This window comes from Naasia sp. SYSU D00948, assembly GCF_017916515.1.
In the GTDB taxonomy this organism is placed as follows: Bacteria; Actinomycetota; Actinomycetes; order Actinomycetales; family Microbacteriaceae; genus Naasia.
In genome coordinates, this window is record NZ_JAFMTA010000001.1 from 335,802 (window position 1) to 361,318 (window position 25,517).

Sequence of the window (25,517 nt, forward strand, 5' to 3'; positions counted from 1 at the left end):
CACCCCCCGCGGGGTGCCCGGGGGCGTTTCGTAGACTTCGGGCATGGCCGAAGAGAACGAGGTGCCCCAGGTCGTCGTCAAGACCTTCGACGGACTCATGGCCGTGCACCGGCCGCTCGTCCTCGCGAACATCCGCCGGATCCGCCGACGTCACCCCAACGCGACCCCGGAGCAGCTGATCCGCGTGCTGGAGCGCGACTACCTGAACGCGGTCACCGCGGGAGGAGCGGCGGTCGGCGCCAGCGCGGCGGTTCCCGGCGTCGGCACGGGCGCGTCGCTGGTGCTGAGCGGGGCCGAGACCGCGGCGTTCCTCGAGGCCAGCGCGCTGTTCGCGCAGTCGGTGGCCGAGATCCACGGGATCGCCGTCGTCGAGCCGGAGCGCTCCCGGGCTCTCGTGATGGCGCTCATGCTCGGTGCCAGCGGGAAGGACCTGGTGCGGCAGTTCGCGGGCCAGGTCGGCCGCGGCGGTCAGCCCCTGAACGCCTACTGGGGCGAGCTCATCACGAACAGCCTGCCGAAGGCGGTCGTGGGCCAGCTCACCGACAGGATCAAGAAGAGCTTCATGAAGCGCTTCGTCGTCCGCCAGGGCGGCTCGGTCCTCGGCCGGCTGGTCCCCTTCGGGATCGGCGCGGTCGTCGGCGGCACCGGGAACCGCCTCCTGGGTCGCAAGGTCGTGCAGTCCGCGCGCGAGGCGTTCCCGCCCCCGCCGCTCGTGCTCCGGGCGGAGCTCGAGCCGCAGGACCGCGGGCCGACCGGTGAGGCGCCGAAGCGCTTCCCCGGGCTCGTGGGGATGGCGCGGCGCCGCAAGGAGGCGCGCCAGACACCGGCACTTCCGGCGGCCGACGGCACCGACGAGGCGGCCTCGGCGACCCCGTCCTCCACCGGCTCCTAGCGCTCGACCGGAGAGCAGCGACCGCTACTCCTCGGCCGGGTCGTCCGGGTCCGGAGTGTGGCTCGAGGGGCCGTCCCCCGCGTGCAGGCGGGCGTGCCGCTCCCACTCGTCCAGCAGGTGCTCGATCGCGGCGTGGAAGCGGGCGGTCGTCGCACCCGGTGTCGTGTCCCCGAAGTAGTGCTCGACCCAGGCGGCGAGCCGCGCCGCAGCGGCCTCGTCGTGCTGGAGCTCGTCGAGGCGGTCGACGATCCCGCCGGCGTCCGCCGCATCCAGCCACTCGGCGTCACCGAGGTAGCCGCCGGCGTCGATCTCGGCCTCGGGACTCACGGGTCGGGCCACGAGCAGCGGCTTGCCCGCGGCCAGCCGGTCGTAGACCATCGCGGAGATGTCGGAGATCATCACGTCGGCGGCCCCCAGCTGCCAGCCGAGGTCCGGTCCCGTGTCGTGCACGTGCTGCGCGCTGGGGTCGGCCGCGTTGGCGCGGCGGAGCATCTCGATGATCTGCCGGTTCGCCGCGCCGTACGCGCGATCCACCACGCCGCTGCGCGGGTGGGGGCGATACACGACGCGGTGGCGCCCGGTGGCGAGCAGGGCCCGGACGAGCGCGACGCCGTGCGAGGCGATGGACCCGTACGCGGCCGCCCCCCGGTCGCCCTCCCACGTCGGCGCGTACAGGACGACCATGCGATCGTCCGGGGTGTAGGGCAGGTCCCCGGAGTAGTGGTCGGCCTGCGGACGCCCGATCTGGATCGCCCGCTTGTCGAAGTCGTAGTCCCAGAGGACCCGGCCCAGGCGCTCCCGAGCGGCCCGACCGGCGATGAGCGCGTAGTCGTAGGCCTTGAACTGGTTCGTGGTCATGTACATCTTGTCGCTCTCGCCGTGATTGATGAACACGTGCCAGCGGCGGCCGTACCGCATCATCTGGAAGTTGCGCGCGTTCTGGTTCACGTAGAGCACGAGCTTGAGCGGCTGCTCGGCGACCACCTGCTCGAGGTCGGTGACCCGGCGCACGAAGGCGACGGGAAGAGGCGCCTCGTCGAGCATCGTGAGCGCCGACGGAGCCGACCGGCTCAGGATGAGGACGGGGTGGGCGGCGCTCAGCTCCAGCAGCGGCTTGTACCACTGGCGGATCTGGTACAGGTTCACGGGACCGTCGGCGAAGTACACCCCGATCTCGTAGTGCCCCTTCGGCAGGGGCGCGGTCGCCGCGAGGCGCCGCTCGAGCCGCCGATGCAGGATCCTTCCGCGAACGAGGCGCTTCGCCATCCCCCACGCCAGCCCCGCGTCCCGCAGCAATCCCACTCGTTCAGGGTAGCCCGGCCGGGTCGCCGCTCCGGTGGGTGGGCCAAGGGCGAGGGCCGTCGGGGCGAGCCCTGCCGCCAGGGGCTGCGCGTCAGACGATCGGCGGCCGTCCGGCGAGGGTCATCCGCCAGACCGTGGCCCACCGCAGCGGGCGGCGCTCCCCCGGGTCGGTGCGCCACCCCTCCCACCATCCGCTCAGCCACGCCCGCGCCCCGGACGGCCGGCGGGCGAAACGCAGCGCGTGGATCAGGGTCCAGGAGGCGACGTAGAGCGGCACGAGCGGTGCGGGGAGGTTGCGGCGCGCGAGCCACACCCGGTTCCGGGCGTTGAGCCGCCAGTAGTAGGGGTGCCGGGTCTGCTGGATGACGGGGTGGTTCGCGACGAGCTCGCCGGCGTACCAGGCGCGCGCTCCGGTGTCCCAGACCCGCCACGCGAGCTCGATCCCCTCATGCGCATAGAAGAACGGGTTCGCCCAGCCGCCCGTCGCGTCGAACACCGGACGCGGCAGCAGCACCGCCCCCTCCCAGCAGGAGAAGACGGGGCTGGACCTCGCGGGGTCTCCCTTGCGAATCCGGGGGATCCAGCGCCGGGGCGAGGCGACGCCGGTCGGATCCACCACTCGCGGCTGTACGAGGCCGATGGTCGGGTCGGCGCGGATCAGCTGCACGGCGTCGCGGAGGAAGGCCGGCGACGGGAGCGACGCGTCGTCGTCGAGGAAGAAGAGGTAGTCGCCGGCGACGTGCGGCACGCCGGCATTGCGCCCGGCCGGGATGCCGACGTTCTCGGGGAGCGCGAGCGTGCCGACCTTGCCGGGAAGGGCGTCCGTGGCGGGATCCCAGCCGTTGCCGACGATCACGACGTCGACGGCGACGTCCCTCTGCGCGAGGACGCTCTCGATGCCGCGGCGGAGGTCCGCAGGCCGTGTCCCCTGGGTCAGGACGACGACGCCGACGGCCGGCTCAGCCCCGGACACGCTTCGACGCGAGGATCGCCACGAAGTGGCCGGCGAGGGCGAGCATCGAGAGCGGAACGAGCAGCCCGACGAGCCAGCGATCCGCGAGGAGCTGGCCGTCGTCGACGCCGGCCAGCGTGAGGATCGTGCCGACGATCGCGGCGCCGAGGGCGAGGAGGGTCAGCTCGACCGAGTGGTACAGGCGGTGGAACGGGACGAACCGCGCGGCGCGGCGCAGCCGGGCAACGAGCGCCTGGGACGGCACCGCCTCGTCGCGGTGGTCCGCGAGCTTGTCGAGGCCCGCGTTCGCCCGGGCGACGTGGACCATGTCGTTGAGGGCCTTGTTGAGCACGATGACGAGGGCGAGCAGCAGCCCCAGCGTCGTCCAGAGGAAGTCCTCGGGCGCCTCGAAGGGGTAGCCGGCCGCGCGGATGCCGAGGGCGATCGGGATCAGAGCTTCGGTCGTGTAGTGCCCGACCTTGTCGAGGAAGACGCCGGCGGGTGACGAGGTGCCGCGCCAGCGGGCGACCTCGCCGTCACAGCAGTCGACGAGCATCTGCAGCTGGCCGAGGATGACCGCGAGGGCGGCCCCGCCGAGGCCCGGGATCAGGAGGGCGGCGGCCGTGCTCCAGCCGACGACGATCATGAGGCCGGTCACGCCGTTCGCCGAGATCGAGGTCTTGAGCAGCAGCCAGGTGAGGTACGGGGAGAGCGAGCGGAGGTAGAGCGACGCGGTCCAGTGCTCGGCGTTCCGGCGGAGCCGGACCTCCGGCGGCTGCGCGATGCGCTTGAGCTCGGCGATAGAGGAGGGGCGGGAAGGGGAGGCGGCCGTCGCCATCGTCACCTTCCCGTGTAGGCCTGGATGTTGCGGGTCAGCTTGGCGACGCCGAAGAAGAACCCAGTGCCCCAGCAGAAGTGGATGCAGGGCAACACTAGAAGAAACCACAGGGCGGTACGAAGTCCCGACCTCGCCGCGACGAGGAGCGTGGCGGCCACCACGAACAGGAGATAGACCGCGGGCGCCGCGAACCCGAGGAGCGGCCAGCGGGAGCCCCGACCGGCCGCGGTCCGGACCAGTCCGAGGATGCCGAGGAGCAGTCCCGCCGTGACGCTCAGCACCATGGCGGGCGGCACGAAGTAGCGGATGCCGTTCTGCGAGGGATGCCGGCGCGCGAGCTCGCCCCGCCACAGTCCCGTGCTGAGGAACTGCCGGGCGAGCTTCCGATAGCTGGACCGGGGCCGGTAGGTGACGTGCAGGGCCGGGTTGAACCACACGACGTCGCCGAGCTCGCGGAGGCGGCGATTGAGCTCCCAGTCCTGGCCGCGCCGGATGTTCTCGTCGAACAGGCCGGCGGCTTCGAGCCGGTCGCGCCGGAAGACGCCCAGGTAGACCGTCTCCGCCGGTCCCTCCTGGCCGCCGACGTGGTGCGGGGTGCCGCCGAGTCCGACCCGGGAGCCGTACGCGAGCGCCACCGCCTTCTCGAACGGGGTGACGCCCTCCGCGGCCATGACGCCGCCGACGTTCGCGGCACCGGTCCGGAGGAGGGTCTCGACGGCGATGCGGGTGTAGTCGGTCGGCAGCACCGAGTGCGCGTCGACGCGGATCACGATCGGGTTCGCGGTGGCACGGATCGCCAGGTTGAGCCCTTCGGGCGTCGTCCCGAGCTCGTTGATCGTCGTGCGCACACGTGGGTCATCCCGCTGGATGCGCGCGACGACCTCGTCGGTGCCGTCCGTGCTCGGGCCGAGGGCCAGCATGATGTCGAAGTCGCCGGCGTAGTCCTGGCCGATGAGACTCGCCACGGCGGCCTCGATGTGATCCGCCTCGTTGAGCACGGGCATCACGTAGGAGACGGCGGGCAGGGGGCCGAGATCCCGGTTGCCCTCAGGGCGCGGAGGGGTCTTCGGGCGATGCTCAGCCATCGTTCGGAGTGTATCAGCGGCCCCGGATGGCGGACCCGGGGGCCTTCTTGCCCGGGGGTCGGCTCCCGACTCCTCCCGCTCAACAGGCAATCTGTCGTCCAGCAGGCAAAATCGGTCCGATTCTGCCTGCTGACGGCATTCCTGCCTGTTGAGGGTCATGAGCGGACGCTCGAATCGGCAATTGGCCCGGGACTTCCGTCCGGGAGGACCTCGGCTGCTCTCGCTCAGCAGGCAGTTCGTCGCCCAGCAGGCAGAAACGGGCCGCTTCTTCCTGCTGACGTCATTTCTGCCTGTTGAGGGCCAGGAGTGGATACGGGAGTCGGCGGGAAACCCCGGACGCCTCCCTCGCCCCGCACGGCCGACCCGGGCTTCTCTCGCTCAACAGGCAATCTGTCGCCCAGCAGGCAAAAACGGGCCGACTTTGCCTGCTGACGGCATTTCTGCCTGTTGAGCGCGAGGAACGGGTGCCGGGGCGGCGAGAGGCAGACAGGAGGGGTCCGGCGCTGTCGTTACCCTCCCGCGCCGGACCCCGCCTCCGTAGGAGCGATCAGAGCTGGAGCTCGCCCAGCGTGACTCTGACCTCCGTCCGCTCGCCGTCGCGCACGTAGGTGAGCTCGGCGTCGGCGCCGCCGGCGAGGTAGCGCACCTGCGCGGTGAGGTCCGTCTGAGACGTGATGGGCTTGCCGTTGAACTCGGTGATGATGTCGCCCTGCCGCAGGCCCGCCTGGTCGGCGGCACCGCCGGCCGTCACGCTGTCGATGTAGGCGCCGGCGAGCTGCGCGTCGGGCACCTCGGTGCCGGCATCCGCCACCGTCGCACCGAGCAAGCCGTGCGAGGCCTGGCCGTCCTCGATGAGCTCGTCCGCGACGCGCTCCGCGAGGTTGGACGGGATGGCGAAGCCGACGCCGATGCTGCCGGCGCCTCCGCTGGACGAGCCCGCGCTGGCGATGGCCACGTTGATCCCGATGAGCTCGCCGTCCGTGTTCAGCAGCGCGCCGCCCGAGTTGCCGGGGTTGATCGCGGCGTCCGTCTGGATCACGGGGAGCGAGATGCTGCTCGACGCTCCGGCGCTGCCGCCCTCCTGGCCGGGGATGTCGAAGTTCCAGAAGTCGAACGGGTCGCTGGGGTCCGGCTCCGTCTCCTCGCTGTCGTCGCCCGGCTGCTCGGGGACCGCGGAAGACGCCACGGTGATGCTGCGATTCAGGGCGCTGACGATGCCGTCCGTCACGGTGCCGCTCAGCCCGAGCGGCGCACCGATGGCCACGGCGCCGTCACCGACGTTGAGCTCGTCGGAGTCCGCCCACTCGATCGGCGTGAGCCCCGACGCGCCCTCGATCTTGATGACCGCGAGGTCCACGATCGGGTCCGTGCCGACGACGCTCGCGCTGAAGATCTGGCCGTCGCTCGTCGTGACCTGGATCTCGGCATCGGCGGTGGCGCCGTCGAGAGTCACGACGTGGGTGTTCGTGAGGACGTATCCGTCCTCGGTCAGGATGACGCCGGAACCGGTTCCGCCAGAGTTGTTGCCGTTCACCGCGATGGTCACGACCGACGGCGCCGCCTTCGCTGCGACGGCCGTGGTGTTCGTGGCGTCCTCGGATCGGTTCACCGTGATGTTCGGCGCCGTGGTGGTGCTGACGGTGCGCGTGCCGTCCGCTCCGGTCGCGAGCGCGTAGATGCCGGCGCCGGATCCACCCCCGATCAGCGCACCGAGCGCGAGGGCGCCGATCACCGGGAGGAGCAGGCCGCGTTTCGCAGGCTTCTGCTCAGGGGCAGTGGCGTCCGCGGCCGGGTACTGCGCGGTCGCGGCGGAGCCGAAAGCGGCGCCGGAGTCGTGCGCTGCCGATGGCTCCGCGTTCGGGTAGGAGGCGGCCGGCCCCGCTGGGTATGCGCCGTTCGGGTCCTGCTGACCATAGGGCTCCACGCCCGGCGCCTGGGCCGGCTGCTGCTCGGCCGGACTGCCGTGTCCGGATGCAGCGGTGACCGGGGTCTCGGGAGAGGCAGGGCTCTCCGGGATGCGCTCGGTGGGGGCGTTCTCGGATCCCGCAGCCGGAATGGAGGCGGGGCGCTCGCTCGGCTGACCCTCGGGGGTCTGCGGGTTCTCGGTCATGTGGAGCTCCTCTCAGTGCCCCTCCAGCATGACTGCACTCCCTGGGCGTACCGCTAATCGACGCTATGGCGGCCCACAGGATCACCTATGAACCGCCTAGCAGCCCGGCCCGCCGGCCGAGTGGCAGTCGCCCACGACCAGCATCGTGTCCGCGGTCACGACGGAGATCGGCGTCGGTGACGTCGTCACCTCGAGCGTGCCGACCACGGGGATCCACTCCGGGCCGAGGAAGCGATACTCCGCACCGTACGTGACGGTGAGCTCGGCCTGGACGCGTCCGCGCTCGTGATAGGCATGGCTCGTCGACGTGGCCGTGAGCTCGGGGACTCCCAGAGCGCTCCAGGAAGCGCCGGGCTCGCTCGTCGTGCGGCTCTCTCCGTCGCCGTAGTCCCAGGTGAAGGAGACGGGCGTGAATCGCACCTCCGCCGGCTCGCCGAGGAGGATCCCGGAAACCACCTGCTGCTCCGCGTGCGCCACGAAGTTCGCAGGAAGGTCCACGACGGCCCAGCCCGCCGGCTCGGCGGACAGCAGCGGCAGGTCGGGCCGGAAGCTCTCGAGGTCCGCGATCGTGATCGGCTGCCAGGGAATGTCCGTCCCGTCCAGCGTCACGCTGAGGTCGTCACGGCAGGCGACATCGGCGGCGATCGGGTCCGAGGAGGAACAGGAGTTCGCGTCGCGGTATACCCACTCGACCTCTGGAGCGCCGCCGCCCGTCGAGGACCCATCAGAGGAAGGTCCGCGCCCCCCGGTGCGCACCTCAGCGGAGACATCCACCGCACCGCCGTTCACCCGGGCTGCCGAGGTGGGAGGAGAAGGATTCCCGCAAACGCCTGACAGAGCTTCGATACGGCCGCAATCCGCCGACGACGTCAGCACCAGTTGCGGGGATGTAACGAGCAGGAATGCTGTGGCTAGCAGAAGTTGTCGCCGGCCCATACGGAGTTCCTGCTAATCAGCACTTGACCTGTCGGTTCCCGCACGAAATTCACCTCGAAGGGTTGCCGGTCAACTCTGTCCGGTGGCGTCACATCATTGCCTGCGCGATCCACCAGCCGGACAGCTGATAGGTCGAGGCAGAGGTACGTTTCGACCGTGGTCGCATCCCAACGCTTGACTGAGATGGAGTCGTAGGAGCTAGCGCCCTGAAGCCGCAGTCCGTTGCTGGACAGATACTCGAAACCCTGCAGCTCCTGCCCGTAAGCCTCCTCGGAAAGCAGTCCGCGCACCCTTTCCGGACTCTCCCCGCCCTCAGCAGCTATCTGGTCGCTCACCGTTATGTAATCGGCGTATGCGTGCTGGGCGGCTTCAAGGGCCTCTTCCTCTGAGCTGAAACCATCGGCTGCGGCAGCGCTGCTGGTGGCCGGTGACGCGACGGGCCCCGGCTCCCCCGCACACCCACCGAGGGCGATAACGGCGAGCAACGCCGCCGCCACGCGCACCCTCGGTCGGAACATGCCAACACGGTAGGCCCTCCGTCGCGGCCTCCGGACTGCTGTCCACAGTCGGCGCTGTAGCGTTTCCTTCCGTGGCTGTGCAGGGATCGTGGCAGCGGGCGGCGCACGGCGCGCTCCTGCTCGGGGCGGACGGGTCGGTCAGCAAGACGATCTTCGCCGAGATGACCGAGCTCGCGGTGCGCACGGGCGCCATCAACCTCGGGCAGGGGTTCCCCGACTACGACGGGCCCCGGGAGGTGCTCGAGGTCGCGCGGCAGTCCATCGCCGAGGGCCTCAACCAGTACCCGCCGGGGATCGGCATGCCGGTTCTGCGGCAGGCCATCGCCGAGCACCAGAAGCGGTTCTACGGGCTCGACTACGACCCGGACACCGAGGTCCTCGTCACCGCCGGCGCCACCGAGGCCCTTGCCGCGACGATCCTCGCGCTCGTCGACGAGGGCGACGAGGTGCTCACGTTCGAGCCCTTCTACGACGCCTACGGGGCCGTGATCGAGCTCGGGCGCGGCGTGCACAGGACAGTCCCGCTGCGCGGCGCGGACTTCCAGCCGGATTCCGAAGAGCTGCGTGCCGCCGTCAGCGACCGCACCCGGCTGATCATCGTCAACGATCCGCACAACCCGACCGGGATGGTCCTCTCCCCCGAGATCCGGCAGCTGCTCGTCGAGCTCGCGGAGCGGCACGACGCCGTGCTCGTGACCGACGAGGTGTACGAGCACCTCGTCTACGGCGGGGAGCGGCACGTCCCCCTCACCACGCTGCCCGGGGCCCGTGAGCGCACCGTCTCCATCTCCTCGGGCGGCAAGACCTTCAACACGACCGGCTGGAAGATCGGCTGGATCACCGCGCCCGCAGAGCTGGTGCGCGCGATCCTCGCGGTGAAGCAGTTCCTCACGTTCGTCAACGGCGGACCGTTCCAGCCCGCAATCGCCGCCGGCCTGCGCCTCCCCGACTCGTTCTTCCAGGAGCTCGTGGCGGACCTCGAGCGCAAGCGCGACCTGCTGGCGAGCGGTCTCGAGGCGGCGGGCTTCCGCCTCAGCCTTCCGGCGGCGGGGTACTTCGTCGTCGCGGATGCCGCGCCCCTCGGCTACGAGGACGGGGCCGAGTTCTGCCGCCGGCTCCCCGAGCTCGCGGGAGTCGCGGCCGTGCCGATCTCGGCCTTCTGCCACGCGGAGCTCGCCGGCCAGTACCGCTCGCTCGTGCGCTTCGCCTTCTGCAAGCGGATGGACGTCCTGGAGCAGGCGGCGACGCAGCTCGCCGGCCTCAGGCCCTGACGCGGCTGCTGCGACCGGCGGCGGGGCCTACAGCAGCGGGCCGAGGCTCGACCCGGCGGCGCCCACCGTCGCGGGCGCGAGCGGCTCGACCCGGAAGCGGCGCAGGGACAGCGCCGGGTTCTTCGCGCGCACGTCGGCGAGGCGCTGGCGGGACACCCAGGCGACCGCGACGTCCACGGCCTCGCCGATCTCCACCATGTGCACGCCCATCGGCCCGACGATGAGGCTGTTGCCGACGCCGATCGGCGGGGCGTGATCCGCGGCGGCGACGTACACGGTGTTCTCAATCGCTCGGGCGGTGACGAGGGTCCGCCAGTGGTGCTCCTTGAGCGGCCCGCGCACCCACTCCGCCGGGATGAGCACGAGCTCGGCGCCCGCGTCGACGATGCGGCGGGTGACCTCGGGGAAGCGGACGTCGTAGCACGTCTGCATCCCGACCCGGATGCCGTTCACCTCGAAGACCTGCGGGTCCTCGATGTCGCCCGGCACGACCCACTCGCTCTCCCGCTGGCCGAACGCGTCGTAGAGGTGCAGCTTCCGGTAGGTGGCGACGATGCCGTCGCCGGTGACGGCGACGAGCGTGTTCGAGAACTTCGAGCCCTGCCGCTGCTCGACCATGCCGGCGACCAGCGTGGCGCCGAGCCGGCCGGCGACCTGGACCAGGTGCGCGACGAACCGGCCGTCGAGCGGCTGGGCGTTGCGGGCGAAGCTGCCGTCCATCGGGTCCGAGAAGTACGACGAGTACTCGGGGAACACGATGAGGGATGCGCCACGCTGGGCGGCGAGGTGGGCGAGACCGGTGATCCGGTCGATGTTCTGCACGTAGTCGCGGCCCGGCGCGAACTGCGCCACCGCCACGCCGAGCTGGGCGTCGCTCATGGGGCCAGCCTAGCCGGGGCGCCCCGGCGGCCCGCCGGGCGCCTCGAGCAGGTCGGCTGCGGGACTACTTGAGCAGGCGGGACAGCACCCGGTCCGCGAGCGGCTTGCCGCCCGTCTGGCAGGTCGGGCAGTACTGGAACGTGGAGTCGGCGAAGATGACCTCGCGGATGGTGTCGCCGCAGACCGGGCACGCCTCCCCTGTCCTGCCGTGGACCCGGAGTCCGGACTTCTTCTCCCGCTTGAGATCGGATGCGGCGAGCCCGTCGGAGCGCGCGATGGCGTCCCGCAGCGTCGACTGCATCGCCTCGAACAGGCGGTGCCGCTCGTCCTCGGACATGGCCGCGGGCTTGTACGGCGACATCTTCGCCACGTGCAGGATCTCGTCCGAGTACGCGTTGCCGATCCCCGCGAGCAGCGATTGGTTCCGCAGGACTCCCTTGATCTGGGCCCGTCCGGCGCCCGCCAGGATCCGGGCGAGATCGTCCTCGGTGAAGCCGTCGGCGAGCGGATCCGGCCCGAGACTCGCGACGCCGGGCACCTCCTGCGCATCGTTCACGACGTAGATCGCGAGGCTCTTCTTGGTGCCGGCCTCGGTGACGTCGAACCCCGACCCGTCGTCCAGCACCAGCCGGGCGGCGAGAGGGCCCTTGCCCGGCCGGGTCGACGCCTTCGGCTCCGCCTCGCGCCAGCGGATCCAGCCCGCGCGAGCCAGGTGCATGACGAGGTGCAGGCCGTCGGCGTCGATGTCCAGGAACTTGCCGTGCCGGTGCACGCCGGACACCGTGCGCCCGGCCAGTGCGGACGGGGGCGGGTCGAACGTCTTGAGCACGGCGAAGGAGACGAGCTCCAGGCGATCGATCGTGCGGCCGGTCAGGCGCGCGCCCAGGTCGGTCGCGAGCGCGTGGACCTCGGGGAGTTCGGGCACGGGTCCAGTGTCGGGCGTACCGCCGACGTCCGTCTACGCCGTTGTGGACCGCGGGGCTCGTGACCCGGCGGGCCGGTCCCGCTGCTCGACGGCCGAGGGAGGGGCCGGCGGAGCGCCGTCAGCCCGCGGAGGGGAGGTCGAACACGACGACCCGCTCGGCCCCCGCGCCGATCTGCTCGGCGAGCACGCGGTGCACGGGATGCGGGAGGTACCCGTCGCGCGCCTCCTCGCTGTCGAACGTGATGACGAGGCCCCACTCGAAGCCCTGCTCGAGGCCCTCGGGACTCACGCTCGGGCCCTCGTCGAGGCGGAGGATGCCGGGGATCCGGCCCACCATCGCGCGGGCCGCCTCGCGCACGCGCTCCTGGGCATCCGCGGACACGTCGTCCCGCCACTCGACGAGGACGACATGGATCACATTCGACATGGGACCTTTCTACCGGCCCGTGCCCCCCACGCCGACTCGAACCCTCCGACCCCTGCCACCGACGAGCGGTCGGCGCCGCCCTAGGCGCCCACGCCGGCGAGGACCCCTTCCGCTGGGCGGACGTTATGGTTGCGCGCGAAGAGGTTGCCGGGGTCGTAGTCCCGCTTGACCTCGCGCAGCCGGGCCAAGGTGTCCGGCGGGTAGATCCGGGCCGTGGTCTCCTCGCCCGCGAGCATCGAGAAGTTGCTGTACATGCCTCGCGTGTACTCGTCGAGAGCCGACCAGCGCCGGCGGACCGTCGCCACGTCCTCCGGGGCCGCGTCCACGGGGAGGAACGCGGCGAGGATCAGCAGGACCTCGCTATCCCGGTGCGCGAAGGCGGTCTCCGACGCCGGAACCCGGTTCAGCGCTCCGCGGAGGTACCGAATCATGAGGACGGACGCGTCGACCTGCTCCCGGGCGGCGGCGAGGGCATCGATCGTGCGGTCGTCGAAGTCGGCCGCGAAGCTGTTGTAGTCGACGATCGTCACGCCCTCCGGCTTCTCGGGCTCCTCGAGCACGTCCGCGTATGCGGTGCGGGCGAGCTGCTCGTCGCGCAGGCCGGGGAGGGCGCGCAGGGGCGCCACCACCTCGTCCGCCTGCTCCGGGTCTCCGGTCCAGCACACGAGGATCTGCACGCCGGGAGGCTGATCCCCGAAGGGCGGCATGGCGAGGACCGTGGTGTTGAGCTCCTCGGGTGCGCCCCGCATGACGTCCCGCCAGCCGCGCAGCAGACCCGGCAGATCGTCGACGCCGAAGGTCAGGGCTCCGAACACGACCTCGCCGACGGGGTGCGCCTGGAACGTGAACTCGGTCACGACGCCGAAGTTGCCTCCGCCGCCTCGGAGCGCCCAGAACAGGTCCGCGTGGTCGGATGCGGTCGCCCGGACGATGCGGCCGTCGGCGAGCACCACTTGCGCGCCGACCAGGCTGTCGAGTGCGAGGCCGTACTGCCGGACCATCCAGCCGATGCCGCCGCCGAGAGTGAGGCCGCCGACGCCGACGCTGCGGGTGTCCCCCGACGACAGGGCGAGCCCGTGCCGGCCGAGTGCGGCGGCGATCTCGCCCCAGGTGGCGCCGCCGCCGATCCGGACGAGGCCCGCCTCACCCACGGCCACATCCCGGAGGCGGGCCAGGTCGATGACGACGCCGCCGGGGTTGGCGAAGGCCGCCGCACCGTGGCCGCCGCTGCGCACGGAGATCGGCAGCCCGTGCTCGGCGGCGTAGCGGACCGTCTCGGCCACGCCCTCGGGCGAGGACGGCCGGACGATGAGCGCCGGCTCCCCTGCCACCATGTAGTCCGGCCTCAGCCGTTCGTACTCGTCGTCGCCCGGGCGGAGCACCTCGGCTCCTGCCCGACTCGACAGCTCGCTGGTCCCCGGGACCGCAGCACCGTCCGCCATCGTCCACCTCGATTCCGCGCCACTCTGCACGACGACGTCACTGTACAAAGGGGCACCGACACCCGTCGCGGACTGTCCTCAGGTCGCGCCTCCGCAGCTCCGGACACGCGAAGGGGCGGGGAGCCGCAACTCCCCGCCCCTCCCGGACTGCGTCAGCTCACCGGATGCGGAAGCTGCTCGCCGCCTCGGCGTCGAAGGATCCGCCGACGGTCACCGTGTAGGTGCCCGTCGCGGTCGTCCAGGCGCCCGCGCTCTCGTCCCAGTACTCGAGGAGGTGCAGCTCCGCGAGATCCTCGGGGCTCAGCACGATCTCGACGTTGGCGTGCTCGCCGGGGGCGAGGGTGACCCGCTCCCAGCCGACGAGGCGCTTCGACGGCTCACCGGTGCTCGAGGGGAGCTCGACGTAGGCCTGCGCCACCTCGGTGCCCTCGCGGTCGCCGGTGTTGGTGAGGCGGAACCGGATCCGGATCTCCTTCTTCCCGTCCGTCGACTGCGGCGTTACCTTGACGTGGCTGTAGTCGAAGCTCGTGTACGAGAGGCCGTGGCCGAACTCGAACAGCGGCTCGATGCCCTGCGCGGCGTACCAGCGGTAGCCGACCTGCAGCCCCTCCGAGTACTCCACCTGGCGGATGCCGTTCGCGTCCACGATGCCCGGGTACTGCTCCGGGGTGCTGGTCGGGGTGTCCTCGACCGACTTCGGGAACGTCATCGGGAGCTTGCCCGACGGGTTCACGTCGCCGTAGAGCAGGTTGGTGATCGCCGGGCCCATCCGGTCGCCGGGGTACCAGGTCGCGAGGACGGCGTCGACGCTGTCGATCCACGGCATCTCGACCGCGGTCCCGTGCCCGAGGACGACGGCCGTGCTGTCGTTCGCGGCGGCGACCGCCTCGACGAGCTGGTCGCCGTTGCCGTCCAGGCGGAGGTCCGGCGTGTCCGCGAACTCGCCGGTGCGGAGGTACCCGAAGACGAGCGCGACGTCCGCCTGAGCCGCCAGGGCCGCGGCCGATGCCACGTCGTCGCCGTCGTCGAACAGCACCGTCTGGCCGTTCTGCGCCGCCCGCTCGGTGAGCGCGGTCAGCGGGTCGATGAGGTGATCGCAGGACAGCACGCCGGCTCGGCGGAACTGGAAGTAGGCGGAGCACACGGACTTGGCGCTGACGCCCTCGGCGTTGAGCTGGGCGGACGCCGTCGGGCCGATGACGGCGATGGTCAGGCCCTCCTCGTCGCTCAGGGGCAGCACGGCGTCGTCGTTCTTCAGCAGCACCGAGCCCTGCTCCGCGATCTGCTGGGAGATGGCGCGGTTCGCCTCGCTCGACACGTCCGGCAGCGGCGTCGCCGGAGCGGGGATGTCGAACAGCCCGCCCTCGATGTAGGCGTGCACCACGTTGAAGGCCGCGGCGTCGATCTGCTCCTCCGTGATCTCGCCGGCGGCCAGGGCCGCGTCGAGGCGCTCGGGGGTGTACCAGACCGGCCGGTTGAGCTCCTGGTCGAGTCCCGCGTCGAGCGACGGCGCCGTGGAGTGCACCGACCCGAAGTCGGACATGATGTAGCCGTCGAACCCGTAGTCCTCGCGGAGGTGGGTCGTCAGGATCGGGTTCTCGCACGCGTACACGCCGTTGATCTGGTTGTACGAGCACATGAGGCTGTGCGGGTCGCCCTCCTTGATCGCGATCTCGAAGGGCAGGTCGTAGATCTCCCGCAGCGTCCGCTCGTCCATGTTGGACGAGCTCTCCTCGCGGTCGGTCTCCTGCTCGTTGGCGACGTAGTGCTTCAGGTTGGCGAGCACCGGCTTGTCCTCGTTGCCCTGCATGCCCTGGATGTTCACCGCCGCCGAGAGCCCGGACAGCAGCGGGTCCTCGCCGAAGTACTCGGCGTTGCGGCCGGAGAGCGGCGTCCGCGCGCTCGCGACGCCGGGGCCGAGCACGACGGCGCTGCCCTTGTCGAAGGCCTCCTGGGCCTGCGCGGAGCCCTTCTCGTAGCCGAGCTCGAGGTTCCAGGTGGAGGCCACGGCGATGGGTCCCGGGAACGCCGTGGTGCCCGGTGCTCCGTGGACGCCTTCGGGCCCGTTCGAGTAGACCACCGTCGGCGTGCACTCGAGCTGAGCCGGGTAGACGACCCCGCGGAACTCGGTCTGCTGCGGCGAGTTGGCCGCCTGCTCGTTGAGCCAGCGGTACTTCTGGTGCAGCGTGCTCGCCTCGAGCAGCGCCGTCGCCCTCTCCTCGGCGCTCTTCGTCGTGTCCATCCAGGGGACCGTCGTGCAGTCGACGGCCGCGGCGGGGCCGGCGATGCCGAGGGCACCCGCGGGCACGAGAAGGGTCAGCGCGGTGAGAGCGGACGCGACGGCGGGACTCCTCCGCCGTCGCGCCCTCGGTGCGGTTGTGGACATGGGGATCCCCTTCCCTCTCCATCGAGAGATCGTGTTGCGCTTCTTGGAGCGCTCCAATCCCTGGCAACCTACGAGGCGCTCGCGCTCTCGTCAACCGATCTACGGCGCGTCGCCTCTGCTGGGGCGCCTCGCGGATCCCTGCTGGTGAAGGGGGAGTCACTACAGTCGCTCCATGGCGACCGACAGGCCTCAGCGGGACAAACCCCTGATGGAGGACGTGGCCCGGCTGGCCGGCGTGTCCCGCGGAACGGTCTCCAATGTGCTCAACAACCCGGCGATCGTGTCGCCGGACACCCGCGAGCGGGTCCTGCGCGCCATCGAGGAACTCGGCTTCGTCCGCAACCAGGTCGCCCTCGCCCTCGCCTCGGGCCGAACGCGGACGATCGGATACGTCGGAACCGACCTCGCGAACTCCTACTTCCTCGACATCGCCCGCGGCATCGAGGAGCGGGCGGACGAGAGCGGCTACCGCGTCGTGCTCGCCAACAGCGACGTGGACGCCGCGAAGCAGCGCGGCTACCTCGAGCTGTTCGACGAGTCGCGCTTCGCCGGGGTGATCGTCGCTCCGCTCGAGGCGACGCACGACGAGGTGGGGCACCGCCACCGAGCCGGATTCCCCATCGTCCGCGTCAACCTCGCCGACCCGCGGGGAGAGGGCTGCGCCGTGGTCGTGGACGAGGAACACTCCGGGTACCTCGCCGCCCGCCACCTGCTCGACCTCGGGCGCCGGCGGCTGGTCTTCGCGGGCGGCTTCCCGAGCCTGTCCGCGGTGCGGTCCCGACTGCACGGGGCGGAGCGGGCGGCGGCGGAGGTGGCGGGCGCCGGCTTCGCCGCGATCGGCGCCACAGGGCTCCGCGTGCCCGCCGGGCTCGCCCTGGGCCGGGAGCTCGCCGCCCTGGCTCCGCACGAGCGCCCGGACGGCGTGGTGGCCGTGTCCGACGCCTTCGCGGCCGGCCTGATCCAGTCGCTCCTGAGCGCTGGGATCCGCGTCCCGGATGAGGTCGCCGTCGTCGGGCACGACGACAACACCTTCGCCACCGAGCACGTGCTGCCCATCTCGACCGTGAGCCAGCCCGGCGTGGAGATGGGACGGGTCGCCGCCGACCTCCTGCTCGAGGAGCTCGCGGGCGACGGGCACGCGCACCGGACGGTCGTGCTCGAGTCCCGCCTCATCGTGCGCTCGAGCAGCGTCGCCGACGACTCCGGCGTGCATGGCACGCCGTTCCCGGAGCCGGCCGGGGCGTGACTCTCCTCCCCCCTGCTCAGGCGGAGCGGAACCTGGTCCGGATGGATCCGATGCCCTCGATCGTGCTCACCAGCTCGTCGGCGGGCGTGAGGAAGCGCTTCGGCGTCCGGGCGTTCCCGACCCCTGAGGGAGTCCCCGTGAAGATCAGGTCGCCGGGCAGCAGCGCGCAGACCGCGGACAGCCGGGCGATCAGCTCGGGCACGTCGTAGATCATCTTGGCGGTCCTGCTCGACTGCATGGTCTGGCCGCCGATCGAGCAGGAGATGGCCAGGTCGTCGCGATCGGGAAGCTCGTCCGGGGTCACGAGCCACGGTCCGGTCGGGCCGAATCCCTCGTGCGACTTGGCGAGGCTGTACTGGGGGCGGCTGCCCGCCATCTGGGAGGTCCGCTCCGACAGGTCCTGTCCCACCGTCACTCCGGCGACGTGATCCCACGCCGCGGCCCTGGCCACGTCCCTCCCGCCGCGGCCGATCACGACCACCAGCTCGACCTCCCAGTCCACGGTCGCGGTCGGGAGCGTCACCTCGGCATCGGCGCCGGTGAGACAGGACGCGAACTTGGTGAACGTCACCGGCAGCGAGTCGGGCGGGTAGCCGGCCTCGTCCGCGTGCTCGCGGTAGTTGACCCCGATCGCGAAGACCTGGGTGGGCCGGGGAACCGGCGGGCCGAGGTCCGAGGGCGTGAAGGAGACGTCGCCCTCGTCGTAGCGCAGCCGGCTCAGCCAGTCGATGAACGCGTCCCAGTTCCCGACGACCTGCTGGGGGTCGGGCCCGAAGCGCCCTCCGCTCGCGGTCGCGATGTCGAGCCCGGACCCCTGGCCCAGGACGAGGACGGAGCGGCCGGCGACGTTGGCGAGCTTCACCATGCGCTCAGTATGGCCTCGCGACCGCTCCGGCGCCGCTCCGTGTCACGAGCCGACGAGCACCTGTGCCGAGTCGTACGTGCCGGTCTCGACGTGCGGCTGCGCATCCCACACCATGACGGCGCCCGCCTCGTCGTAGGCCTGCCAGCCGGGGAGGCCGTCGCGGATGAAGGCCGCGTACGCGCCGTGCACGGTGTCCGCGAGCGACTGCGGAGCGTCCGCTCCGGCGATCGTCGCGACGTGCGGGTGCGCGAGCACGTCGAACACGAACGGCACGTCCAGGCAGTGGCCGGAGATGCCGCCGATGCCGGAGGGCCACGCGAAGTCGTAGACCCACGTCGGGGCGGGGCCGCGCCGGGCGTCCGCCCAGGCCCTCGTGTGCCGCCGGAAGACGAGGTCGGTCGTGTACTGGCCGAGCGCCTCGGCCGCGTGGTCGCCGTTCAGGGAGCCGACGTAGGCGGCGGCCGTGGCCGCGTCCAGCCCGAGCTGCCGGAGCAGCTCCTCGGGCTCCCACGAGTCGAACAGGCTCCTGTGCCCGAGGGCGAGACCGCTGAACTCGTCGCGCGTGCTGCCGATCAGCAGCGGGATGTCGGCCCCGGCTCCGGCTCGCACGCTCTCCCCGATCGGGGCGGGGACGAGGTCGCCGTCGACCACGGGACCGAAGGTGATCAGTCCGCCCATGCCGCGGCTCGCCGCGATGAGGCTCTCCGCGGTCGGCCTCTCGAGCGGCGAGAAGCCGCCGCCGATCGCGTTCAGGAGCTCCGCCTCGGGCACTGACGCGAAGCCGGCGCGGTCCCCCTCGATGCCCAGCCGCTCGGCCAGCGTCGTGGTCGCGAGCTCGGCGACGGCGAGCGTGATGTCCGCGGGCGCGGGCGAGAGCGCCGCGACGCGGGAGAACAGGCCGCGGGCGCCCGGCAGGGTGAGCAGGGTCATGACCGCGCCGCCGCCGGCGGACTGGCCCGCAATGGTGACCTGGGCCGGGTCCCCCCCGAACGTCCCGATGTTGTCGCGGACCCACTCGAGGGCGAGGATCCAGTCCAGGATGCCGCGGTTCGCGGGAGCGTCGGGCAGCCAGCCGAAGCCCTCGAAGCCGAGCCGGTAGGAGATCACGACGAGGACGACGCCGTCGCGGTTGAAGGCCGCGCCGTCGTACCAGGGGCTCGCGGGTGAGCCGGCGACGTAGCCGCCGCCGTGGATGTACACGAGGACCGGGAGGCCGCTGCCGTCGGCGGGACGGGCGCTCGGCGTGAAGACGTTGACCGAGAGGATGTCCTCCCCGGGGATGCTCGGCTCCGGGATCGCGGTCACCTCGGCCAGCGCCTTGCGCTGCGGGGTGGGCCCGTACTCGAGAGCGTCGCGCACACCGCTCCAGCGCGCGCGGGGCTCGGGCGCGAGGAACCGGCGCTCGCCGAAGGGCACCTCCGCGTAGGGGATGCCGAGGAACACGTCCGAGTCGCCGCGGCGGAAGCCGCGGACGGCCCCCGCCGTCGTCTCGACGATGGGGTACTGCGCTCCGGCGTCGGTGGTCATCGCTCTCCCGTCGGCGTCCCGCGGTGGACGCCCCGGCCATCCTGGCACGACCGGGCGCTCGCGCTCAGCGGACCGGCGACGCCTCCGGGACCTGCAGGACGCCGTCCACCCGGCGGGGGACGCGCAGGGGGTTGTCGTCCTGCAGGGCGGGCGGCAGGACGGCGGCCGGGGCGTCCTGGTACGCGATGGGGCGCAGGAAGCGGCGCACCGCGGTCGCTCCGACGGACGTGTGCTGCGACGTCGTCGCGGGCCAGGGCCCGCCGTGGTGCTGCGACCAGGTCACCGCCACGCCCGTCGGCCAGCCGGCGAAGAGCACCCGACCGGCGATGCGTTCGAGCGCCGCGACCAGCTCCGGTCGGGCCTCGCCGTCCTGCGCGTGCAGCGTCGCGGTGAGGCTGCCCTCGAGCTCGGCGAGTGCGGCCAGCACCTCCTCCTCGTCGCCGTACTCGATGAGCAGGGTGAGCGGGCCGAAGACCTCCTCGAAGAGCTCGGACGCGTGCTCGCGGAGCTGTTCGGCGCCGACCCGCAGGACCACGGGAGCGACCTCCTCCCCGGCCGCCTCCCCGCTGCCGGCGACGACCGTCACGCCGGGCACGGACCGGAGGTGTTCGAGGCCGCGCGAGAAGCCCGCGGCGATCGACTCGGTCAGCATCTTGTGCGGCGAGGTGCCGACGAGGCCCGGCAGCCGGGACTCGACGCCCGACCCCCGAGGCACGAAGACGACGCCGGGCTTCGTGCAGAACTGGCCGTTGCCGAGCTGGAACGACCCGGCGAGCCCCTCCGCCAGCGCGGAGCCGCGTGCAGCGTCCGCACCGGGCGTGATCACGACCGGATTGATGCTGCCGAGCTCCCCGAAGAACGGGATCGGGGCCGGACGCGCCGCGGCCCGCTCGTGCAGCGCCCGGCCGCCGCGGACGGACCCGGTGAACGCGACGGCCTGGATCGCGGGGTGGTCGACGAGCGCGAGTCCCGCCTCGAACCCCTCGATCATCGCGAAGACGCCCTCCGGGGCGCCCGCGTCGGCGAGGGCCGAGGCGACGAGGCCGGCGGTGAGGCCGGAGGTCTCCGGATGGCCGGGATGGGCCTTGACGATCACCGGGCAGCCGACGGCGAGTGCGGACGCGGTGTCGCCGCCGGCGATCGAGAACGCGAACGGGAAGTTCGACGCCGAGAACACCGCGACAGGGCCGATCGGCCGGAGGATGCGGCGCAGGTCCGGCTTCGGCGGGGTCGCGTCCGGATCGGCGTGGTCGATGACCGCCTCGAGGTAGCCGCCCTCCTCGACGACGTCGGCGAACAGCCGGAGCTGCCCCGTGGTGCGCGTCACCTCGCCGCGCAGGCGCGGGTCGCCGAGCGCGGTCTCGTGGTCGCCGGCTCGCGTGAGCTCGTCCGCGTGCTCGTCGAGCCGGTCGGCGACCGCCCGCAGCCATCCGGCGCGCTCCGCCCCGGACGAGCGGACGGTGAGCTCGAACGCCCTCGCGGCCGCCCGCGCGAGATCGTCGACCTGGTCGATGGTGGTGTCCGTCATGCCTTCTCCTCCTCGGCGAAGCGGATGCCGAGTCCCTCGGGCGGTCCGCCCGTGACCCAGCCCTTCTCGATGCGGAGGCCGGGCGCCTCGACGAGCGACCCTAGCTGCTCGAACCCGGCGTCCTCGACGTCCTCGACCCACGTCGACTCGGGAAGGGCGAAGGCGAGCTGCGCGGAGAGCTCCGGCAGGAGGTGCGGGGCGAGCTCGACGCCGCGCTCGCGGGCGAGCTCGGCGATCGCGAGGAACGGCGTGATGCCGCCGACGCGGATCACGTTGGGCTGGACGACGTCCGCGGCGCCCGCGTCGAGCCAGTCGCGGAAGCGGTGGACGGTGTGCAGGTTCTCGCCGACGGCGAGCGGGAGGGGCACGCGCCGCTTGAGCTCGCGGTGCGCCGCGAGGTCGTCGGCGCGCATCGGCTCCTCGAGCCAGCGCACCCCGAGCTCCAGCAGAGCCTCCGCGGCGCGGGTCGCACGGTCGAGCTCCCACCGCTGGTTGGCGTCGACCATGAGGGCGCGGCCGTGGCCGAGGACCTCGCGCACGGCCTGGAGCCGGTCGAGGTCTTCCGCGAGGTCGGGCTTGCCGATCTTGACCTTGACCGCGCCGTAGCCGGCCGCCACCCACCGCCGGACCTGCTCGACGAGCTGCTCCTGCGAGTAGTGCAGGTTGACGCCGCTGCCGTACACCGGCTGCCGGTCGTGCCGCCGACCCAGCAGGTCGGTCACCGAGCGGTGCGCGCGGCGGCCCGCGAGGTCCCAGAGGGCGAGGTCGAGCCCGGCGAGCGCGATGGTGGTGACTCCCCCGCCGCCGGCCTCGTGGATCCGCTCCCACACGTCCCGCCAGATGGAGGGCTCGGCGGGCAGGCCGGCGGCGAAGGGCGCGATGTCGTCCTCGAGCAGCGCCTGCACGGCGCGGCCGCCGATCGTCGGCGTCCAGCTGAATCCGTGGCCCTCGGCGCCGTCGGACGCCGTCACGGCGACCTCCACGACGCTGAGGTCGCGCACGTCGGCGCCCCAGGGCCGGGTCAGCGGGATGCGGATGCGGCGGGTGCGGAGCTCGCGGATCGTCGCGGTCACGCGATCAGCGCCCGGCCCTGCTCGAGCAGTCCCCGCAGTCGCTCGAGCTGATCCGGGTTCGGGTCCACGAGCGGCGCGCGCACCGGCCCCACGTCGACTCCGCGGAGGCGGAGACCCGCCTTGATCAGGGCGACCGCGAAGCCGGGCGTCTCGTCGCGCAGGCGGACGAGCGGCGCGTAGAAGCCGTCGAGCAGCCGGGCCTGGATCTCCTGGTCCCCCTCCCGGTAGGCGCGGTAGAAGGCCGTCGCGATGTCGGGAGCCATGGCGAACACGGCCGACGAGTAGAGCGGGACCCCGATCGCGGCGTACGCGGCCTGACTCAGCTCCGCGGTGAGCAGCCCGTTGAAGAACAGGACGTCCGAGCGGCCGGACCGCCGGGCCGTGAGCACGAACTCCTGGGCGAGGGCGACGTCCCCGACGCCGTCCTTGATGCCCGCCACCCGCTCGTCCTCGAGCAGTCGCGCGATGGAGGCCGTCGAGAACTTCGCCGTGCCGCGGTGGTAGACGATGACCGGCAGCAGGCTCGCGGCGGCGATGGCCTGCACGTAGGCGACGAGTCCCTCCTGCGGGCCCTGCACGAGGTAGGGCGGCAGCACGAGGAGCGCGCGAGCGCCGGCCCGCTCGGCGATGCGCGCGCAGGCGACCGCCTGGCCGAGAGGGCCGCCGACCCCGGCGACGACCGGAACGCGGCCGGCCGTCGCACGGACGGCGGCCCGCACGACGATCTCGTACTCGTCGAAGCCCAGGGCGTGGTACTCGCCGGTGCCGCAGGCCGCGAACACCGCGCCGGGACCGTGCTCGACGCCCGTCGCGATGTGCTGCTCGACGACCTCGGAGTCGACGCGATCCTTGCCGTCGAACGCCGTGACGGGGAAGAAGAGGACGCCGTCCGCGAATCCGAGCTCAGCCATGTGAAGCCTCCGTGTTCGTCGCGGCGAGCTCGGTGCGCCAGGTGCGCCGTGCTCGCCAGCCGAGCAGCTCCTCGGCATGGGTGCTGGAGAAGACCGCCGCGTCGGGAGCCAGGTGCCGTCCTGCGCCGCCGACGCCGGGCACGAGCCGCTCGAGGGCCTCGCCGACCGGCTCCCGGACCAGCGAGTCCGGGGCCCCGACGAAGAAGACCTCGCCGTTCGGGATGCGGTCGGCGTTCTCGATCCAGGTCCGGACGAAGTCGCCGGCGTCACGGGCGTCCAGGTAGTTGAACAGGGCGACCGCCGATAGCGAGGGGTCGTCGAGCCGCTCGAGGACGGTGTGCCCCTGCTGGGTGGGCGCCCCCTGCCACTCCTCCGGGGAGATCACGTAGCAGGGCCGGAAGGCGCCGAAGCGGGCGCGGTGGCCGTCGCTGCGCACCGCCTTCGCCATCAGCTGCTCGACGGCGACCTTGGACAGGGCGTAGGCGTTCCACGGAGCGACGGGATGCCGCTCGTCGAGGGGCAGGTAGGCGGGGCTCCAGCCGCTCGGCGAGTTGTAGCCGATCACGGTCGGGCTGCTCGCGACGAGGAGGGAGCTCGCTCCGCTCTCGAGGGTCGCCTCGAGCACCGCGTACGCGAGCGAGGTGTTCGTGATGAACGTCTCGGCCTCGGGCGCGCTGAACGGCACGGCGATCGCCGCGAGGTGCACGACCGCCTCAGGGCGGACCTCCCGGAAGAGGCGGGAGGCGGTTCCGGGGGCGAGCAGGTCGGCCTGCAGCTGCCGGGCCGGCAGCCCCTCGAGCGCCTCCCGGTCCACCGAGACGACCCCGTGGCCGGCCTCCGCGAGGACCCGGACGACGCTGCGGCCGAGGCGTCCGGAGCCGCCGGTGACGAGGACCCGCGTCATCGGGCGCCCTCGCGCAGCACCGCGGACGCCGGGCCGAGGTCGAGCTCGGAGGTGGGGACGGGGCGTCCCTCGGCGAGGGACCGGTTCCCGGCGAGGCCGACCGCGACGGAGCGGACGCCGTCCGTCCAGGACGCCGCCCGCGCCAGCTCGTCCTCGTCGCCGCCGACGAACACGTCGCGGAGGAGCTGCTCGTCGCCGCCGCCGTGCCCGCCCTCGCCGGTCGGGATCTCGACCTGGCGGGCGGGCTCGAAGTGCTTCTGCACGACGAGGCGCTCGGACACGGGCCGGCCGCTCTCGTCGACGACCCCCTCGGGGCGCGCGCTGGGATCGACGACCCTGCCGCCGTCCCCGTCGAGCAGGACGGCGCCGCGCTCGACGACCGTGAGCTCCGCGCGGCCCCTGGTGCCGTTCACCGCGACGATGTACCCCTCCCAGGGCGAGTGCGCGTTGAGCGAGTACGACATCGTGGCGCCCGACAGGTAGTCGACGATCAGGGCGAGGTTGTCCTCGATCGTGATGCCCGGATCGAACACGTCGCGATCGCGGAGGTACCCGTCGTACTTCTCCTGCTCGAGGTAGAGGCCGCGCAGGTGGTCGTCGGTGCGGAGGTCGAGGCTGAACGCGTCACGGTGCGGGGAGTCGACGGAGCCGCGCTCGGGCCGCGGGCCGAGGCCGCGCTTCGCCGCGTTCTCGGCGCCGTAGAAGCGGAGCCCCCCGCTCGCGTACACGCGGGTCGGGGCGTCCTGCAGCCACCAGTTGACGAGGTCGAAGTGGTGCGACGACTTGTGGATCAGCAGTCCGCCGGAGTTCTCCTTCACCCGGTGCCAGCGCCGGAAGTAGTCGGCGCCGTGCGCCGTGTCGAGGACCCACTCGAAGTGCACCGAGGTGACCTGCCCGATCTCGCCGGACTGGATCACCCGCCGAAGGGCGGAGTTGCGGGGCGAGTAGCGGTAGTTGAACGTCACCGTGACCGCGCGGCCGGTTCGCTCCGCGGCCTCGGCGATGCGCCGCACGCCCTCCTCGGTCGTGGTGAGGGGCTTCTCCACGACGGCGTCCGCGCCGGCCTCGAGGGCGGCGACGGCGTAGTCGGCGTGGGTGAAGTCGGGGGTCGTGACGATCACCCGGTCGATGCGGTGGGCGCGGACGGCGTCGCCGAGCTCGGCCGGATCGAAGCGCGCCGGAGCCTCGAGTCCCGCCGACCGGAGCCGCTGCTCGGACCAGTCGAGCCGGCCCGGGTTGGTGTCGCCCCAGGCGACGAGCTCCGCCACCTCGGCGAAGGGGCCGGCGATGGCGCCGACGTACATCTGGGCCCTCGAGCCCGTTCCCACGACGGCGTACCGGCGGCGCTCCCCCGCCTGCCCGCGCGTGTCCCCGGCCGTCCCCTCGATCGTTCCGGGAGTTCCGGAACCGCTCATGCTGACCTCCTCGTCGGGCGCCCGCGAAAGCGAGAAAGCGCTTTCTCGACGCTCGTCTATTGTGGTCTCCGCGCGTGCGAGGGTC

Annotated in this window: 22 protein-coding genes; 3 read left to right on the forward strand and 19 right to left on the reverse strand. The window is 72.3% G+C overall.

Translation table 11 applies throughout. The features are described 5' to 3' along the window. Positions 1–43 precede the first annotated feature (43 nt). A complete protein-coding gene (locus J3P30_RS01620; protein ID WP_210479212.1) occupies positions 44–892 on the forward strand; it encodes a hypothetical protein in 849 nt (282 codons plus the stop codon). Positions 893–916: 24 nt separating this feature from the next. Here the strand turns inward: J3P30_RS01620 and J3P30_RS01625 are convergent, their stop codons facing one another. The 7 genes from J3P30_RS01625 to J3P30_RS01655 form a co-directional block, all read right to left on the reverse strand. Continuing rightward, entirely contained in the window at positions 917–2,194 is a 1,278-nt protein-coding gene (locus tag J3P30_RS01625; RefSeq protein WP_307807356.1) for a CDP-glycerol glycerophosphotransferase family protein, read from the reverse strand. Positions 2,195–2,285: 91 nt separating this feature from the next. Further along, positions 2,286–3,167, reverse strand: coding sequence for a glycosyltransferase family 2 protein (locus J3P30_RS01630; RefSeq protein WP_210479213.1), 882 nt, complete (start codon positions 3,165–3,167; stop codon positions 2,286–2,288). Beyond that, entirely contained in the window at positions 3,154–3,984 is an 831-nt protein-coding gene (locus J3P30_RS01635; protein ID WP_210479214.1) for a CDP-alcohol phosphatidyltransferase family protein, read from the reverse strand. Before J3P30_RS01635 ends, J3P30_RS01630 begins: the two co-directional genes overlap by 14 nt. A gap of 2 nt (positions 3,985–3,986) precedes the next feature. Then, on the reverse strand, positions 3,987–5,069 hold the full coding sequence (locus J3P30_RS01640) for a glycosyltransferase family 2 protein (protein WP_246852684.1): 1,083 nt from the start codon (positions 5,067–5,069) through the stop codon (positions 3,987–3,989). A 547-nt stretch (positions 5,070–5,616) separates the two neighbouring features. After that, positions 5,617–7,179, reverse strand: a complete 1,563-nt coding sequence (locus J3P30_RS01645) for a trypsin-like peptidase domain-containing protein (RefSeq protein ID WP_210479215.1) — start codon at positions 7,177–7,179, stop codon at positions 5,617–5,619. Between the two features lie 96 nt (positions 7,180–7,275). Further along, entirely contained in the window at positions 7,276–7,788 is a 513-nt protein-coding gene (locus tag J3P30_RS01650) for a hypothetical protein (RefSeq protein WP_210479216.1), read from the reverse strand. 302 nt (positions 7,789–8,090) lie between these two features. Then, positions 8,091–8,633 (reverse strand): hypothetical protein, encoded by a 543-nt coding sequence (locus J3P30_RS01655; RefSeq protein ID WP_210479217.1) that lies wholly within the window; start codon positions 8,631–8,633, stop codon positions 8,091–8,093. Positions 8,634–8,704: 71 nt separating this feature from the next. Between J3P30_RS01655 and J3P30_RS01660 the strand changes: the two genes are divergently transcribed. Beyond that, positions 8,705–9,904, forward strand: coding sequence for a pyridoxal phosphate-dependent aminotransferase (locus J3P30_RS01660; protein ID WP_210479218.1), 1,200 nt, complete (start codon positions 8,705–8,707; stop codon positions 9,902–9,904). Positions 9,905–9,931: 27 nt separating this feature from the next. Here J3P30_RS01660 and J3P30_RS01665 read toward each other — a convergent pair whose 3' ends face one another. The 5 genes from J3P30_RS01665 to J3P30_RS01685 form a co-directional block, all read right to left on the reverse strand. Beyond that, the gene (locus tag J3P30_RS01665) at positions 9,932–10,783 is read right to left on the reverse strand and encodes a carbon-nitrogen hydrolase family protein (RefSeq protein WP_210479219.1); all 852 of its coding nucleotides are present in this window, start codon (positions 10,781–10,783) and stop codon (positions 9,932–9,934) included. A 64-nt stretch (positions 10,784–10,847) separates the two neighbouring features. After that, positions 10,848–11,708 carry an Fpg/Nei family DNA glycosylase gene (locus J3P30_RS01670; protein WP_210479220.1) on the reverse strand — a complete coding sequence of 287 codons (861 nt, stop codon included), beginning with the start codon at positions 11,706–11,708 and terminating at the stop codon, positions 10,848–10,850. 118 nt (positions 11,709–11,826) lie between these two features. Next, the gene (locus J3P30_RS01675) at positions 11,827–12,135 is read right to left on the reverse strand and encodes a Dabb family protein (RefSeq protein WP_210479221.1); all 309 of its coding nucleotides are present in this window, start codon (positions 12,133–12,135) and stop codon (positions 11,827–11,829) included. Positions 12,136–12,215: 80 nt separating this feature from the next. Next, positions 12,216–13,577: an FAD-binding oxidoreductase gene (locus J3P30_RS01680; protein WP_210479222.1), complete on the reverse strand. Its 1,362-nt coding sequence runs from the start codon at positions 13,575–13,577 to the stop codon at positions 12,216–12,218. A 157-nt stretch (positions 13,578–13,734) separates the two neighbouring features. Continuing rightward, positions 13,735–15,963 carry a glycoside hydrolase family 3 C-terminal domain-containing protein gene (locus J3P30_RS01685; RefSeq protein WP_210479223.1) on the reverse strand — a complete coding sequence of 743 codons (2,229 nt, stop codon included), beginning with the start codon at positions 15,961–15,963 and terminating at the stop codon, positions 13,735–13,737. A 172-nt stretch (positions 15,964–16,135) separates the two neighbouring features. Between J3P30_RS01685 and J3P30_RS01690 the strand changes: the two genes are divergently transcribed. Beyond that, a complete protein-coding gene (locus J3P30_RS01690; protein WP_210479224.1) occupies positions 16,136–17,209 on the forward strand; it encodes a LacI family DNA-binding transcriptional regulator in 1,074 nt (357 codons plus the stop codon). A gap of 16 nt (positions 17,210–17,225) precedes the next feature. Here J3P30_RS01690 and J3P30_RS01695 read toward each other — a convergent pair whose 3' ends face one another. From J3P30_RS01695 to J3P30_RS01725, 7 genes are all read right to left on the reverse strand, one after another. After that, the gene (locus J3P30_RS01695; RefSeq protein ID WP_246852685.1) at positions 17,226–18,074 is read right to left on the reverse strand and encodes a fumarylacetoacetate hydrolase family protein; all 849 of its coding nucleotides are present in this window, start codon (positions 18,072–18,074) and stop codon (positions 17,226–17,228) included. Between the two features lie 42 nt (positions 18,075–18,116). Continuing rightward, on the reverse strand, positions 18,117–19,601 hold the full coding sequence (locus J3P30_RS01700; protein WP_210479225.1) for a carboxylesterase/lipase family protein: 1,485 nt from the start codon (positions 19,599–19,601) through the stop codon (positions 18,117–18,119). Positions 19,602–19,665: 64 nt separating this feature from the next. Continuing rightward, positions 19,666–21,129 carry an aldehyde dehydrogenase (NADP(+)) gene (locus tag J3P30_RS01705; protein ID WP_210479226.1) on the reverse strand — a complete coding sequence of 488 codons (1,464 nt, stop codon included), beginning with the start codon at positions 21,127–21,129 and terminating at the stop codon, positions 19,666–19,668. Next, the gene (locus J3P30_RS01710; RefSeq protein WP_210479227.1) at positions 21,126–22,202 is read right to left on the reverse strand and encodes a mandelate racemase/muconate lactonizing enzyme family protein; all 1,077 of its coding nucleotides are present in this window, start codon (positions 22,200–22,202) and stop codon (positions 21,126–21,128) included. The genes J3P30_RS01705 and J3P30_RS01710 overlap by 4 nt, the downstream gene beginning before the upstream one ends. Continuing rightward, positions 22,199–23,113 (reverse strand): 5-dehydro-4-deoxyglucarate dehydratase, encoded by a 915-nt coding sequence (locus tag J3P30_RS01715; protein ID WP_210479228.1) that lies wholly within the window; start codon positions 23,111–23,113, stop codon positions 22,199–22,201. The genes J3P30_RS01710 and J3P30_RS01715 overlap by 4 nt, the downstream gene beginning before the upstream one ends. Next, complete coding sequence (locus J3P30_RS01720; protein ID WP_210479229.1) at positions 23,106–24,017, reverse strand: NAD(P)-dependent oxidoreductase; 912 nt, start codon at positions 24,015–24,017, stop codon at positions 23,106–23,108. The genes J3P30_RS01715 and J3P30_RS01720 overlap by 8 nt, the downstream gene beginning before the upstream one ends. Further along, positions 24,014–25,432 (reverse strand): Gfo/Idh/MocA family protein, encoded by a 1,419-nt coding sequence (locus tag J3P30_RS01725; protein WP_210479230.1) that lies wholly within the window; start codon positions 25,430–25,432, stop codon positions 24,014–24,016. The genes J3P30_RS01720 and J3P30_RS01725 overlap by 4 nt, the downstream gene beginning before the upstream one ends. Positions 25,433–25,517: the final 85 nt, after the last annotated feature.

Bases quoted from the DNA above. Each gene is read 5' to 3' on its own strand.
- J3P30_RS01635 (WP_210479214.1), bottom strand. From the start codon at position 3,984: ATGGCGACGGCCGCCTCCCCTTCCCGCCCCTCCTCTATCGCCGAGCTC.
- J3P30_RS01715 (WP_210479228.1), bottom strand. From the start codon at position 23,113: ATGGCTGAGCTCGGATTCGCGGACGGCGTCCTCTTCTTCCCCGTCACG.
- J3P30_RS01665 (WP_210479219.1), bottom strand. From the start codon at position 10,783: ATGAGCGACGCCCAGCTCGGCGTGGCGGTGGCGCAGTTCGCGCCGGGC.
- J3P30_RS01685 (WP_210479223.1), bottom strand. From the start codon at position 15,963: ATGTCCACAACCGCACCGAGGGCGCGACGGCGGAGGAGTCCCGCCGTC.
- J3P30_RS01655 (WP_210479217.1), bottom strand. From the start codon at position 8,633: ATGTTCCGACCGAGGGTGCGCGTGGCGGCGGCGTTGCTCGCCGTTATC.
- J3P30_RS01705 (WP_210479226.1), bottom strand. From the start codon at position 21,129: ATGACGGACACCACCATCGACCAGGTCGACGATCTCGCGCGGGCGGCC.
- J3P30_RS01725 (WP_210479230.1), bottom strand. From the start codon at position 25,432: ATGAGCGGTTCCGGAACTCCCGGAACGATCGAGGGGACGGCCGGGGAC.
- J3P30_RS01640 (WP_246852684.1), bottom strand. From the start codon at position 5,069: ATGGCTGAGCATCGCCCGAAGACCCCTCCGCGCCCTGAGGGCAACCGG.
- J3P30_RS01645 (WP_210479215.1), bottom strand. From the start codon at position 7,179: ATGACCGAGAACCCGCAGACCCCCGAGGGTCAGCCGAGCGAGCGCCCC.
- J3P30_RS01680 (WP_210479222.1), bottom strand. From the start codon at position 13,577: ATGGCGGACGGTGCTGCGGTCCCGGGGACCAGCGAGCTGTCGAGTCGG.
- J3P30_RS01720 (WP_210479229.1), bottom strand. From the start codon at position 24,017: ATGACGCGGGTCCTCGTCACCGGCGGCTCCGGACGCCTCGGCCGCAGC.
- J3P30_RS01690 (WP_210479224.1), top strand. From the start codon at position 16,136: ATGGCGACCGACAGGCCTCAGCGGGACAAACCCCTGATGGAGGACGTG.
- J3P30_RS01700 (WP_210479225.1), bottom strand. From the start codon at position 19,601: ATGACCACCGACGCCGGAGCGCAGTACCCCATCGTCGAGACGACGGCG.
- J3P30_RS01620 (WP_210479212.1), top strand. From the start codon at position 44: ATGGCCGAAGAGAACGAGGTGCCCCAGGTCGTCGTCAAGACCTTCGAC.
- J3P30_RS01695 (WP_246852685.1), bottom strand. From the start codon at position 18,074: ATGGTGAAGCTCGCCAACGTCGCCGGCCGCTCCGTCCTCGTCCTGGGC.
- J3P30_RS01675 (WP_210479221.1), bottom strand. From the start codon at position 12,135: ATGTCGAATGTGATCCATGTCGTCCTCGTCGAGTGGCGGGACGACGTG.